This window comes from Bacillus sp. MYb209, assembly GCF_002975175.1.
GTDB lineage: Bacteria > Bacillota > Bacilli > Bacillales > Bacillaceae_G > Bacillus_A.
Window position 1 is genome coordinate 22026 of sequence record NZ_PCNZ01000015.1, and the last position, 14037, is coordinate 36062.

Annotated in this window: 9 protein-coding genes and 3 pseudogenes; 10 read left to right on the top strand and 2 right to left on the bottom strand. The window is 35.2% G+C overall.

All coding sequences use genetic code 11. The features are described from left to right. Positions 1–18: 18 nt before the first annotated feature. The 3 genes and pseudogenes from CQZ94_RS19730 to CQZ94_RS19745 all read left to right on the top strand — a co-directional run. A pseudogene (locus CQZ94_RS19730) lies at positions 19–894 on the top strand (NAD-dependent epimerase/dehydratase family protein); the annotation flags it as partial. Between the two features lie 358 nt (positions 895–1252). Beyond that, positions 1253–2323 (top strand): nitric oxide synthase oxygenase, encoded by a 1071-nt coding sequence (locus tag CQZ94_RS19740; protein ID WP_105586732.1) that lies wholly within the window; start codon positions 1253–1255, stop codon positions 2321–2323. Between the two features lie 365 nt (positions 2324–2688). Then, positions 2689–4257, top strand: a complete 1569-nt coding sequence (locus tag CQZ94_RS19745; protein WP_105586733.1) for a BCCT family transporter — start codon at positions 2689–2691, stop codon at positions 4255–4257. Positions 4258–4316: 59 nt separating this feature from the next. On the opposite strand, the pseudogene CQZ94_RS31810 reads toward CQZ94_RS19745, so the two are convergent. Further along, positions 4317–4526, bottom strand: a pseudogene (locus tag CQZ94_RS31810) (MFS transporter); the annotation flags it as partial. Between the two features lie 101 nt (positions 4527–4627). Between CQZ94_RS31810 and CQZ94_RS19755 the strand changes: the two are divergent. The 7 genes and pseudogenes from CQZ94_RS19755 to msrB all read left to right on the top strand — a co-directional run bounded on the left by CQZ94_RS19755 (position 4628) and on the right by msrB (position 10844). Beyond that, positions 4628–6397 carry a sensor histidine kinase gene (locus CQZ94_RS19755; RefSeq protein WP_105586734.1) on the top strand — a complete coding sequence of 590 codons (1770 nt, stop codon included), beginning with the start codon at positions 4628–4630 and terminating at the stop codon, positions 6395–6397. Next, positions 6375–7115: a LytR/AlgR family response regulator transcription factor gene (locus CQZ94_RS19760; protein ID WP_105586735.1), complete on the top strand. Its 741-nt coding sequence runs from the start codon at positions 6375–6377 to the stop codon at positions 7113–7115. Before CQZ94_RS19755 ends, CQZ94_RS19760 begins: the two co-directional genes overlap by 23 nt. A gap of 132 nt (positions 7116–7247) precedes the next feature. Further along, positions 7248–7679, top strand: a complete 432-nt coding sequence (gene lrgA / locus CQZ94_RS19765; protein WP_002113185.1) for an antiholin-like murein hydrolase modulator LrgA — start codon at positions 7248–7250, stop codon at positions 7677–7679. A gap of 36 nt (positions 7680–7715) precedes the next feature. Further along, positions 7716–8408 (top strand): antiholin-like protein LrgB, encoded by a 693-nt coding sequence (gene lrgB, locus CQZ94_RS19770; protein ID WP_002113184.1) that lies wholly within the window; start codon positions 7716–7718, stop codon positions 8406–8408. A gap of 339 nt (positions 8409–8747) precedes the next feature. Beyond that, positions 8748–9782, top strand: a complete 1035-nt coding sequence (locus CQZ94_RS19775) for an AI-2E family transporter (protein WP_105586736.1) — start codon at positions 8748–8750, stop codon at positions 9780–9782. Between the two features lie 96 nt (positions 9783–9878). Then, positions 9879–10346 (top strand): annotated as a pseudogene (gene msrA / locus CQZ94_RS31815) (peptide-methionine (S)-S-oxide reductase MsrA); the annotation flags it as partial. A 45-nt stretch (positions 10347–10391) separates the two neighbouring features. Further along, positions 10392–10844 carry a peptide-methionine (R)-S-oxide reductase MsrB gene (msrB, locus tag CQZ94_RS31820; RefSeq protein WP_258166035.1) on the top strand — a complete coding sequence of 151 codons (453 nt, stop codon included), beginning with the start codon at positions 10392–10394 and terminating at the stop codon, positions 10842–10844. Between the two features lie 25 nt (positions 10845–10869). Here the strand turns inward: msrB and CQZ94_RS19785 are convergent, their stop codons facing one another. Then, on the bottom strand, positions 10870–13986 hold the full coding sequence (locus CQZ94_RS19785) for an efflux RND transporter permease subunit (protein WP_105586738.1): 3117 nt from the start codon (positions 13984–13986) through the stop codon (positions 10870–10872). Between the last annotated feature and the right edge of the window lie 51 nt (positions 13987–14037).

The window sequence follows — 14037 nt, forward strand, 5'->3', positions numbered from 1 at the left end:
TTTACAAAATAGGGGATGATGAAAGTGAAAAAAGTGTTGGTTCTAGGGGGAACAAGGTTTTTTGGTAAGCAATTAGTAGAAGCGCTTTTACAAGAGGGACACGATATAACAATTGCAACACGAGGATTTACGGAGGATTCTTTTGGGGATACGGTAAAAAGAATTGTAGTAGATAGAGAAGACGAGAAATTACTGGAAGAGCGCTTAGAAGGTAAAAGTTATGATATTGTATACGATAACTTATGCTATAGCCCGAACGCCGCGAAAATTATATGTAAAGTATTACGTGGTAGAGTGAAAAAATATGTTATGACATCCTCAATGGCGGTATATGAGCCTGCATTAAACTTGCAAGAAGAAGACTTCAACCCGTATGAATATTCGATTACGTATGGAGATAGAGGGAATTTCACTTATAGTGAGGGAAAGAGATTAGCGGAAGCAGTGTTGTTTCAACAGGCAACATTCCCAGTCGTTGCGGTAAGATTTCCCGTCGTTATTGGAGAAAATGATTATACGAAGAGATTACAATTTTACGTTGAAAATGTTGTGAAACAAGAGTGTATTGTTGTCTATCATGTAGATGGACAGTTGTCGTTCATACATGAAAAAGAAGCAGGAGAGTTTTTAGCATGGTGCGGAATGGAAAATATAGAAGGTCCAATTAATGCTTGTAGTAACGGAGCGATTTCCATGGGAGAAGTTATTCGTTTCATAGAAGAAAACAGTGGGACAAAAGCTCTTATTCAAGAAGCGGGAGAGAATATAGCACCTTATAATGAAATAACTAATTGTACGTTACATAATAGAAAGGCTCGCGAATTAGGATTTCCGTTCCGAGAATTAAATACAGAAATAAAAAATGTTTTACAGCATTACATAAATATACTGAAATCCTCCAGAATCCCCCGGTGGCAATCCGGGGGATTCTGGAGGATTTCGACAATACTAGTTTTACATTACCAAATTTACCTTACATGCATGATGAATGCTAATGTATCACACCAATGTATGGATCTAGTTCATCATAGTCATATGAAATTACCTCCTTTCCACCCAAAAAGTTGGTCTAGGTAAAAATAATTTACTTAAGTCAAAAAACACCTGTTTTTTTGGAAGTCAACAAAAATTCTAAAAATTTTCTGAAAAATATTACGATAAAAGTAACACTTCCACTTTCATTTGTGACTCTTATCCTTTTTGCTTATACTGTAAAGTAGTAGTGTCTTGTTGAGATAGAAGGAGATTGTTTATGAGCAAAACGAAACAATTAATAGAGGAAGTAAGTAATTTTATTACCGTTTGCTATAAGGAACTTAATAAAGAGCAATTAATAAAAGAGCGTATGAAAGAAATTTTAATAGAGATAGAAAAGACTGGAACGTATGAGCATACATTTGAAGAGCTTGTTCATGGATCACGAATGGCATGGCGTAATAGTAATAGATGCATTGGGAGATTGTTTTGGAGTAAGATGCACATATTAGATGCGCGTGAAGTAAATGATGAGGAAGGTGTATATAATGCATTAATTCATCATATTAAATATGCGACGAATGATGGGAAAGTTAAACCGACAATTACGATTTTTAAGCAATATCAAGGTGAAAAGAATAATATACGACTCTATAATCATCAATTAATTCGATATGCAGGATACAAAACGGAAATGGGAGTGATTGGTGACTCAAACTCCGCCGCATTTACTGATTTATGTCAAGGTCTTGGGTGGCAAGGAGAAGGTACACATTTTGACGTATTACCGCTTGTATTTTCTGTTGATGGAAAAGATCCTGTATATAAAGAAATTCCTAAAAAAGAAGTGAAAGAGGTACCAATTGAACATCCAGAGTACCCAATTTCATCACTAGAAGTAAAATGGTATGGGGTACCGATGATTTCAGATATGCGTTTAGAGATTGGCGGTATTTCGTATACAGCAGCCCCGTTTAATGGATGGTATATGGGGACTGAAATTGGTGCTCGTAATTTAGCGGATCATGACCGTTATAATTTGCTTCCAGCAGTTGCAGAGATGATGAATTTAGATACTTCCAGAAATAGTACGTTATGGAAAGATAAAGCGTTAATTGAGTTAAATATAGCTGTTTTACATTCTTTCAAAAAACAAGGGGTTAGCATTGTAGATCACCATACTGCCGCCCAGCAATTTCAGCAGTTTGAGAAGCAAGAAGTTGCTTGTGGACGGGTTGTAACTGGCAACTGGGTATGGTTAATTCCTCCGTTATCACCTGCTACAACTCATATTTATCATAAACCGTATCCGAATGACATTATTTCTCCTAATTTCTTCCATGATTAGTTTGTAATATAAAGGTATCAATCGTGAAATTTAAATTTTTTTTAATTCCTATTAGATAGCAGTTGGAAGCCTTTACTTCTAGCTCTTTTAGCACGACCTTTTTTGAAACGGTCAGTTCCTTGTGTTATAATCAAATTTCTGTTTCGAAGACCTTATAGAAATATAAGGTCTTTTGTTTTGCGTTTTTATGTAAGAGGAATAGAATATTCTTTTAAAATAAAAAGGATTTAGCATATTTTTAGGGACAACATAAGTGTGTGTGAAATCACTAAAACATTATATTTATATAATTATTGTGTGTGGAATATAAACAATAAAACATAATGAAGTTGTTTTTTTAGATTGCTGAGGAAGGAGGAAGGTAAATGAGGATGAAGAGTCAAAAAACTGATTGGCCTGTATTTCTTATTAGTGGTGGCTCACTTTTATTATTTGTAATCGCGGTTTTCTTAAATAAAGGTTACGTAGAGAGAGTCATTAATAGCAGTTTTGCATTTTCAATTAAATATTTTGGTGCTTTTTGGCAGGTTTTATTAATTGGTACATTTGTCGTTGCAATGGGTATGGCCTTTTCAAAATATGGGAGGGTTAAACTCGGGGGGCTAGATAAGCCTGAGATTAGTACGGCGAAATGGTTAGCAATTATTATGGCTACGCTACTTGCTGGCGGTGGTGTTTTCTGGGCAGCAGCAGAGCCGATGTATCATTTTATGACGGTTCCGCCAATACATGAAGGTGTATCTGCTGGAACGCAAGAAGCAGTTATGCCTGCTTTAGCACAAAGTTATATGCACTGGGGTTTCTTAGCATGGACGATTTTAGGGACAATTAGTGCAGTAGTTATGATGTATGGGCATTATCATAAAGGTATGCCGTTAAAACCTCGAACGCTTTTATATCCTATTTTTGGGGAGAAATTGCGAAAGAGTTTTCTTGGAACGATGATTGATGTATTTGCAATTATTGCGGTAGCAGCAGGAACAATTGGTCCAATCGGATTTTTAGGACTACAAGCAAGTTATGGCTTTCAAGCATTGTTTGGAATTCCTGATGTGTTTACTACTCAATTAGCAATTATTATTTGTGTAGTAGCCGTTTCTACTATATCTGCGGTAACGGGAATTGATAAAGGGATTCAAATTATAAGTAATTTAAATGTTAGACTAGCAATTTTGTTAATGGCATTCGTATTATTATTTGGACCAGGTGGATTTATTATTGATTCATTTGTTTCTTCGTTTGGATTTTATATACATGAATTTATTCCAATAAGCACATATCGTGGTGATACAGGTTGGTTAGGGTCATGGACAATCTTCTTCTGGGGATGGTTTATTGGATATGGACCGATGATGGCAATTTTAGTGAGCCGAATTTCAAGAGGAAGAACAATTCGAGAAATAATCGTTGCAATTGGAATTATCGCACCTATTATTACAACGTTTTGGTTTACTATACTGGGCGGATCTGGTGTGTTTTATGAATTAATGAAGCCAGGCTCTATCTCGGTGGCATTAAGTGAATCTGGTATGCCAGCAGCTATGATTGCAATTACGCAGCAGTTGCCACTTTCTAATATTGTTGGACCGGCATTTCTTTTATTAACAATTTTATTTGTAGTGACAACAGGAGATTCAATGGCCTATTCCATTTCAATGGCAGTGACCGGAGATGGAAATCCTAGAATTAGCTTGCGAATTTTTTGGTCGCTTATTATGGGCGCAGTTGCAGCAATTCTTTTATATATGGGTGAGGGAAGTATTAATGCACTACAATCCTTTATTGTAGTGACGGCTGTTCCTGTATCAATTTTATTATTCCCGATGCTATGGTTAGCTCCTAAAGTTGCAGGGGAATTAGCATTAAAGCAAGGAATTGTAGAAGAAAAAGATAAAACAGCTTTCTTATTCCAGAAAGCTAGTAAATCAAAGTAAATAATAAACAAACATTGAAAGGAGGAAGCATCTTAAGTGAGATGCTTCCTCTTTTATGCTTAATCTAACACTTTTCCCTTTGTTTCTGGTACACATAATAGCATCGTAATCAATCCGATTGGATAGATGATAAAAATTAGGGACAATGCTCCAGGTAGATTGCGACCCGTGGCGAGTAATCCGATAATAACCGGTCCAAATCCAGCTAATCCACACCCTGTGCCGAAAATAAAGTTTTCCGCTGTGGAGCGAGCTTCGGCAGGATAGTTTTATGTGTAAAATATTTCAAAAAACATTTCATTCTTCTTGACGCACGCTTCATTATTTTCCCATAATAAAACTAACTAATATAAAAAGGAATGAATCACAGATGCTAAATTTAGTACTTATGATGATTGAACGCGTCGGACTTATTGTTATTTTAGGATTTTTACTTTCTCATATTAAAACGTTCCGGCGTCTTCTTCATAAGCAAGACGGATATGTAGATAAGTTTAAGCTTATTTGTATTTTTTCAGTGTTTACAATTGTGAGCAATTACACAGGGGTTGAAATAGCAGGAAATACTATTATGAATGAAAATTGGTTACAAGGCGTTTCATCATCCAGCACAATTGCGAATACACGAATCATGGGTGTGGGAATTAGTGGGTTGCTAGGTGGGCCTATCGTCGGAATTGGAGTAGGTTCTATTGCGGGTATTCATCGTTATATGCTTGGCGGGACGACGGCAGTAAGTTGTGCAATCTCATCAATTTTGGCTGGGATTATAACAGGTTATATTGGATACATCTTCAAAAAATATAACCGTACTATTACACCTAAATTTTCTGCGGTTTTAAGTGTTTTTATCGTTACTTTAGAAATGCTTATGATTCTATTAATTATAGAAGATGGACTTAGTGTTGTGAAAACAATTGCGCTACCGATGATTCTTGTAAATAGTTTTGGCAGTTTCATTTTACTTTCGATGATACTAGCTATTTTACGACAAGAAGAAAACGCAAAAGCTTTGCAAACGCATAAAGTATTACGAATTGCTGATAAGACGTTACCATATTTCCGCCAAGGGTTAACAGAAGAGTCTTGTAAACATGTGGCACAAATTATTCACCGCTTTACGGGAACGGATGCGGTATCCTTAACAGATACAGAGAAAATCTTAGCTCACGTTGGATTAGCATCAGATCATCATATTCCTTCACACAGTTTAATAACAGGTTTATCAAAAGAAGTATTAAAAACAGGGGAAATAATGAAGGCGAAATCACGTGAGATTATTAATTGTCAACATGAAGGGTGTCCATTACAAGCGGCAGTTGTTATTCCATTAACTTCACATGGAAATACGATAGGAACATTAAAACTTTATTTTAAAAACTCTAATCAATTAAGTCGTGTTGAAGAAGAGTTAGCGGAAGGGCTGGCGAAAATATTCTCCACACAGCTTGAGTTAGGTGAAGCCGAGTTACAAAGTAAGTTATTGCAAGATGCCGAAATAAAAGCGCTGCAAGCACAAATCAATCCGCATTTTTTATTTAATGCAATTAATACAGTATCAGCTTTATGCCGAACAGATGTAGAGAAAGCGAGAAAATTATTATTGCAGCTTAGCGTGTATTTTCGTTGTAATTTGCAAGGGGCACGACAATTACTTATTCCATTAGAACAAGAGTTGAATCATGTACATGCATATTTATCGTTAGAGCAAGCGAGATTTCCGAATAAGTATGAAGTGAAGATGTACATTGAAGAGGCACTAAAGGTGACTTTAGTTCCACCATTTGTGCTTCAGCTATTAGTTGAAAATGCATTGCGCCATGCTTTTCCGAAAAAGCAGCCAGTGTGCCAAGTCGAGGTACATGTGTTTGAAAAAGAAGGGATGGTTCACTTTGCAGTGAAAGATAATGGGAAAGGAATTGAGAGCGAACGTCTAGAGCAATTAGGAAAAATGGTAGTTCCATCAAAGAAAGGGACGGGAACAGCTTTATATAATATTAATGAACGACTTATCGGGTTATTTGGGAAAGAGATAATGCTTCAAATTGAAAGTGAATTAGAGCAAGGGACAAAGATCCTCTTTGTAATTCCGAAAAAAGTAGAGGAGGAAAAACGGAGTGTTAAAAGTATTAGTAGTTGATGATGAAATGTTAGCGCGGGATGAATTGAAATATTTATTAGAACAAACAAAAGAAGTAGAGATAATTGGTGAGGCGGATTGTGTAGAGGATGCATTAGAAGAGTTAATGAAAAACAAACCAGATATTATTTTTCTAGATATTCAGTTATCTGATGATAACGGATTTGAAATTGCAAATATATTAAAGAAAATGAAAAACCCACCTTCAATTGTGTTTGCTACTGCATATGATCAATATGCGCTGCAAGCATTTGAAGTAGATGCATTAGATTACATTTTAAAGCCATTTGATGAAGAACGTATCGTACAGACATTAAAGAAATATAAAAAACAAAAGCAAATAAAGTTAGAAACAAAGCAAGATGTAAAGAGTGTAGATGTAACGACCGAGATGCATAAATTAGCATTACCAATTGAGGAATCAATTGTACTTGTTAATATTGAAGATATTATTTATGTAGGGCTTGTAGATGGGAAAGTAACTGTAAAAACAATGAAAGAAACATATGTAACACATGATACGCTTGTCATTTTGGAAAAGAAATTACCACAAACAATTTTTATGCGTGTTCATCGTAGTTTCGTTGCTAATATTAATCATATTTCTGAGATACAGCCGTGGTTTAATTCGACTTATAATTTAATTATGAAAGAGGGATCCAAAGTCCCGGTTAGCCGTACATATGCAAAAGAACTTAAAAAGCTGCTTCGTATTTAAGAAGCAGCTTTTGTATTTCACCGTATGATTTTTGTAATTGGCTGTTTATATTTGACATCCCATTATGTAAACGCTTACTTATGCGTTTGTATCCTATAAAATAAAGGTACCAAATCAAAAGAGGTGGCCAAAATGAGCACAAAAAAAGTATATGGTTTTCTATCACAAATATTCGTTTTTTCAGCTATTATGTTAGTTTCTAATATTATCTCAACCCATTTACCAATTCCGATGCCTTCATCAGTAATCGGGTTAGTAGTTTTATTTAGTTTATTATGTTTAAAGGTTATTAAATTGGAGCAAGTTGAATCACTCGGAACAGCTTTAACAGGTATTATCGGATTCCTTTTTGTCCCATCAGGTATTTCAGTTATTAACTCTCTTGGTGTAATGAGCCAATATTTCGTACAAATTCTAACCGTAATCGTTGTCGCAACAATTATTTTACTTGCTGTAACGGGTTTATTTGCACAATTGATTTTAGGTAAAGATGACAAAGAAACAAAAGATACAAAAGAGTTGAAAGTTGTAAACAAAGGAAGCAAACACGGAAAAGTCGCGTAACTATTTTAGACCATACATGGTTAGGAGGTAATGAACATGACAAGCACAATGACTCCATATTTCGGAATCGTCGTTTCATTAATTGCATACGGAATCGGAACATTTTTATTCAAACACTCAAAAGGATTCTTCTTATTTACACCACTATTCGTAGCAATGGTATTAGGGATTGTATTTTTAAAGGTAGGTAACTTTACCTTTGAGGAATATAATACGGGCGGAAAGATGATTAGTTTCTTCTTAGAGCCAGCAACAATCGCATTTGCAATTCCATTATATAAACAAGTTGATAAGTTAAAAAAATATTGGTGGCAAATTTTATCGGCTATCGTGGTTGGATCTATTTGTTCAGTGGTTGTTGTGTTCATTGTCGCAAAAGCAATTGGTTTAGATACAGCTGTAATGAACTCAATGTTACCGCAGGCAGCAACAACAGCAATTGCATTACCAATATCTGAAAGTATCGGTGGTATTCCAGCAATTACATCATTTGCAGTTATCTTTAACGCAGTTATCGTATACGCATTAGGAGCTTTATTCTTAAAAACATTTAGAGTTAAACATCCGATTGCTAAAGGTTTAGCGCTTGGGACAGCAGGACATGCGTTAGGGGTTGCAGTAGGTATCGAAATGGGTGAAGTAGAAGCAGCTATGGCCAGTATCGCTGTGACAGTAGTTGGTGTCGTAACAGTGGTGGTTATTCCAATGTTCATGCCGTTTATTGGATGATAAAACTTACTTGAAAAAATATAAAAGCAAGCTATTTGTAGGACGGATTTCTACTGATAGCTTGCTTTTTATGTTACAGTAATGGTAAGACCTATTCTTAGGGGAATAAAAGTTTCCTTAAATCTTCATTAATACTGTGTATAATGCGTTTTGAAATAGGTCATTGTATTGTAAAATAAGAAGTAACATAATATATTAGCACAATTAACGGGCGGTTAGGGTTGAAGATAAATTGCTCGCAATGGCTTTAATATTAAAGGATAATTATAAGTAGAGAATAGAGAGAGAGCTACTTGTTAAAGTTTTACTTTATAGGACAGGAGAGAGTACTCGCCGATTATGCAAATAAAAAACCTGTTTCAAAGCAAAGGATTTCAGAGGTTAATCGTATTAGTATTACTTGCTCTCATATTGTATGGGATGCAAAGTATGTTAAATTTAATTTTAATTACGTTTATGTTGACGTATTTAATGGATCGATTCCAGAAGTTTATTTCTCGTAAATTAGATCATTTTATGCCAATTAATCGAAAAATTATTATAGCGCTTTTATATGTAATGTTAGTGGCGGGAATTGCCATTACGCTATTTAAATATTTACCGGTATTAACAATACAAATTTCACAATTGATTTATCAATTCAATGTATTTTTAAGAAATCCACCTGATAGTGAATTAATTAAGTATGCAGTTAATGCTGTTAATCATATGGAGCTTTCTAAATATATAGGGCAAGGCGTTGACATTTTGTATAAATCTATTACGAATGTTGGGAAATTTGGCCTTCAAGTTTTACTTTCTGTAATTTTAAGCTTGTTTTTCTTACTTGAAAAAGCACGTATCGTTGCTTTTACTTCGAAATTTAAAGAAAGTCGACTTGCAATTTTCTATAACGAAATAGAGTATTTCGGAAAGAAATTTGCACGTTCATTCGGAAAAGTAATCGAAGCACAATTTTTAATTGCAATTGTTAACTGTGTTTTATCTGTTATTGCACTATGGATATTAGGATTCCCGCAATTACTAGGTTTAGCGTTAATGATTTTCTTACTTGGTTTAATTCCAGTCGCAGGTGTTATCATTTCGTTATTCCCACTTTGTATGATTGCTTACAATATCGGCGGTATTATGTATGTCGTTTATATTGTAGTTATCGTAACAGTAATTCATGCGCTTGAAAGTTATGTATTAAATCCGAAGTTTATGTCACAAAAAACAAATTTACCAATTTTCTACACATTTATGGTATTAATTTTCTCTGAACACTTTTTAGGTGTATGGGGGCTTATTATCGGTATCCCAATCTTCATATTCTTATTAGATGTTTTAGATGTGACGAGTGATGAAACTGAGAAGGATTTTTCTGGAAAATAAAGTGAAGAAAAAGCATCGATATTCGATGCTTTTTCTTTTATAACTTATGGTATCTTATGACATACTGTAAGAAGAATATACAATTGGGGTGAAATAATGGCTATAAATGAAAAGAAGGAATTAGCTACATTTGCTGGAGGGTGTTTTTGGTGTATGGTTTCGCCATTTGAAGAGATGGAAGGAATTATACAAGTTGTTTCAGGCTATACAGGTGGTCATAAAGAGAATCCAACGTATAAAGAAGTATGCTCGGAAACTACTGGGCATTATGAAGTAGTACAAATTACATTTGATGCAAATAAAATGCCGTATGAAGAGTTATTAAATATATATTGGAGACAAATTGATCCGACCGATATTGGAGGACAATTCCACGATCGTGGACAGTCATACGAAACGGTAATTTTTTATCATAATGAAGAACAACATAAACAAGCAGAAGCTTCAAAAGAAGAGCTTGCGATGAGTGGACGCTTTTCAAAGCCAATTGCTACAAAAATATTGCCGGCTGCTACGTTTTATCCAGCTGAAGAATATCATCAAGGGTATCATAAGAAAAATACATTCCGTTATGAGCTATACCGTAAAGGCTCAGGTCGTGATGCCTTCATTAAAAATCATTGGCCAAAGGACAATGCTCATTTAAAAGAAAGATTAAATGAGATGCAATTTTATGTAACACAGGAAAATGGGACAGAACCGCCATTTCGAAATGAGTATTGGAATCATAAAGAAGAGGGTTTATATGTAGATATCGTTTCGGGTGAACCGTTATTTACTTCTTTCGATAAATTCGATAGTGGATGCGGATGGCCAAGTTTTACGAAACCAGTTATGTCAGCTAGTGTGGAAGAAAAAATGGATGTTAGCCATAATATGACGCGTACGGAAGTGAGAAGTAAGACAGGGGACTCACATCTTGGGCATGTATTTCCAGATGGCCCAGGACCAAATGGCCTGCGTTATTGTATTAATTCAGCAGCTCTTCGTTTTATTCTAAAAGAAAATTTAGAAAAAGAAGGATATGGTGATTTCCTAACCCTGTTTGGAAATAAAAAATAACCTCGCTAATTGCGAGGTTATTTTTTTACTTTGCTTTTTTCTTTTTAAATTTGCTTAATGCTTCATAAACGATTGGTACGATAAGAAGTGTTAACAATGTTGAACTTGTTAATCCACCGATTACTGTTACGCCAAGTCCTTTAGAAATTAAGCCGCTACCTTCAAATCCTAATGCAAGTGGGATAAGAGCCCCAATTGTTGCAATTGCAGTCATTAAGATAGGACGCAGGCGTGTTACACCAGCTTCTAATAATGCTTCACGTGTTGATAGGCCGTCATTTTCTTTATGAATAACGCGGTCAATAAGCACGATTGCGTTCGTTACAACGATACCAATTAGCATAAGAGCCCCAATCATCGCAGATACACTTAACGTTTCGCCAGAGATTAATAAGGCAACGAGTGCACCAATGATTGTGAATGGTAGCGAGAATAAAATTGCGAATGGTGCAAGGGCACCGCCAAATGTAACAACAAGAACGAAGTATACAATGGCAATCGCAGCTAACATTGCTAAGCCGAGTTGTTTGAATGATTCTTGAATATCTTGTGTAACACCGCCCATAGAAACATCTACACCAGAAGGAAGATCCATTTTATCTACTTCTTTTTGGACTGCAGAAGATGCTTTTGAAACATCATCAGATGTTAATTTCGCACTTACTTCTGCATAAACACGGCCATCACGATGTGTTACTGTGTTAGAAGTTTCATCTTCTTTTACAGTCATAACATCTTTAACAGCAACCTCATTACCAAGTGGTGTTGTAATTTTACGATTTGTTAGGTCATCAATTGTTTCATAAGTTTGTTTTTCAGCTTCTACATATACATTTATATCTTTACCGTCTTTTTTAATTGTTGTTAGAACAGGGCGATCATGTTGATTCGAAAGTCCCATTCCAATTTGAGCAGCAGTTAGCCCCATTTTACTTAACTTTTCTTGATCTGCGACTAAAGTGTACTCTGCATATGTTTTTGCAATACTAGAGTCTACGTCTTTTAAGTCTTTATTTTTTTTCATGATATTTTGAATGTCTTTAACGACAGGCTTAATTTCTTCAGAGCTATCTCCATAAACGTATAGTTTAATTTCATTACTACCGCCACTTGCTCCGAAATCTTGGTTTTTCCATTCGCCTTTTCCAGACATCTTTTGTAAATCTTTAACGACTTGTTCTTTCTCTTTTTCAAAGTTTTTCGTATCGTTATCATATTGAACGAAGAACATTGCTTGATTTGTTTGACCAGGGCTCATTGGGTTTTCGCTACCTAATGAGAATTGAATCGTTTTGACGTCTTTTTTATCTTGGAAATGCTTTTCAGCTTTCGTTGCAATTTTTTCAACGTCGTCTAACGTTTGACCTGGCTCAGGTTTGTATGTTGCAATAATCATTTTTTCTTCTTCAGATGGTAAGAAGCTGACACCGATAATTGGTACAAGTGCAAGGCTGCCTACTAATAGAAGGACTGCGATACTTGATGTAATAATTTTATGGTTTAGCGCCCATTCAAGTATACGTTTATATCCGTTTGCTAACTTGCTTGGTTTTTCCTCATGATATACTTCTTTTTCTCTCATGCTTTCCTTCTTGAATAAGGAATGTGCTAGCATCGGCACAATTGTAACTGCCACAAGTAAGGAAGCAAGTAGGGCAAAAACAATTGTTAAAGCAAATGGTAAGAACATTTCACCAATCATACCTTTTACAAGTCCAAGAGGTAAAAATACAGCAATTGTTACAATTGTAGAAGACATAATTGGGATAAACATTTCTTTCGTGGCTTCACGAATTAAATCTTTCCCACGCAATTTCTCTTCTGATAATGACATACGTCGGTAAATATTTTCAATAACAACAATTGAGTCATCGACAACGCGTCCAATAGCAACTGTCATTGCTCCAAGTGTCATAATGTTAAGGGTAATATCCATTTGTTTTATTACTAGAACTGCAATTAATAAAGAAAGTGGTATAGAAACGACAGAGATTATTGTTGTTCGAATGTTTCGTAGGAACAACATAATGATAACAATCGCAAAGATAGCACCAAAGATTGCTTTGCTAAGCATTGTTTCGACTGATTTCTCAATAGGTGCACCTTGGTCAAAGGTTGAAATAATCTCTAAGTCTTTATATTTTTTCTCAAGGTCCTTCACTTTATCTTTAACTGCATTTACAACATCAACTGTATTCGCATCAGCGGCCTTCACAATTTGAATTCCGATTGCTTCTTTTCCATTTGTTCGAGAAATAGACTCTGCTTTCCCGACTTCTTTAATATCAGCAATTTCTTCTAATGTAACCGTTGGTATGCCATTCATAGCAGCTGGATTCATCTGTGGTGTTTGTGCTCCAGCACCAGTGTTTTGGCTACCTTGCCCATTCGGTGATGAAGGGATAGCTGGGATTTTTAATTCTTTTAATGCTTTAATTGTTGTAATATTACCGTCAACAACAACTGATTTTTCCGTATCTTTAAATGTATATAAGCCAAGTGGTAAAGATACGTCCGAACCTTTAATAATGTTTTTTACAGTATCTTCACTTAAACCTAATTCTTTCATCTTATCCTTCTTGAAGACAAGTTGTACTTCATCTACTTGTTGACCTGTGATTTGAACAGATGCGACACCATCAAGTCCTTTTAATCCCGGAACAACATTTTTTTCTACATTTTCTGTTAAGGCAGCTAAAGATTCATTTTTACTCGCTACGCTTAATGAAATAACAGGAAAGGCATTAAAGTTTACTCGTGAGACTTTCGGGTCTTTCACACCTTCTGGCAGTTTCACGTTTGCGAGCGCTTCTTTAATTTCTGTTTCGGCTTTTTCCATATTTTTATCAAAACCATATTCTACTTGAATAGAAGATGCGTTTTGAAAAGATGAGGAACTAACAACGTTTACACCGCTTAAATTTTGCAGTTGCTCTTCCATTGGTTTTGAAATTTTATCAGCTACTTCTTCTGGTGTAGCACCAGGATAAACCGTAGTTACTGTTACAATAGGCGTTGTAATATCAGGAATTGTTTCTAACTTCATATTCATCCCAGAATAAATGCCTGCAATGGTAACAATAATGGTTAGTAGCCAAACTGCGAACTTATTTTTTAACGAGAAATTGATGATTTTGTTCATGTTTGCGCTCCCTTTTCATTGTATTGACCAATCGGTCAGTATAATACATAA

Excerpts from the sequence above, each read along its gene's own strand:
- CQZ94_RS19740 (WP_105586732.1), top strand. The coding sequence starts at position 1,253 with ATGAGCAAAACGAAACAATTAATAGAGGAAGTAAGTAATTTTATTACC.
- CQZ94_RS19745 (WP_105586733.1), top strand. The coding sequence starts at position 2,689 with ATGAGGATGAAGAGTCAAAAAACTGATTGGCCTGTATTTCTTATTAGT.
- CQZ94_RS19755 (WP_105586734.1), top strand. The coding sequence starts at position 4,628 with ATGCTAAATTTAGTACTTATGATGATTGAACGCGTCGGACTTATTGTT.
- lrgA (WP_002113185.1), top strand. The coding sequence starts at position 7,248 with ATGAGCACAAAAAAAGTATATGGTTTTCTATCACAAATATTCGTTTTT.
- lrgB (WP_002113184.1), top strand. The coding sequence starts at position 7,716 with ATGACAAGCACAATGACTCCATATTTCGGAATCGTCGTTTCATTAATT.
- CQZ94_RS19775 (WP_105586736.1), top strand. The coding sequence starts at position 8,748 with ATGCAAATAAAAAACCTGTTTCAAAGCAAAGGATTTCAGAGGTTAATC.
- CQZ94_RS19785 (WP_105586738.1), bottom strand. The coding sequence starts at position 13,986 with ATGAACAAAATCATCAATTTCTCGTTAAAAAATAAGTTCGCAGTTTGG.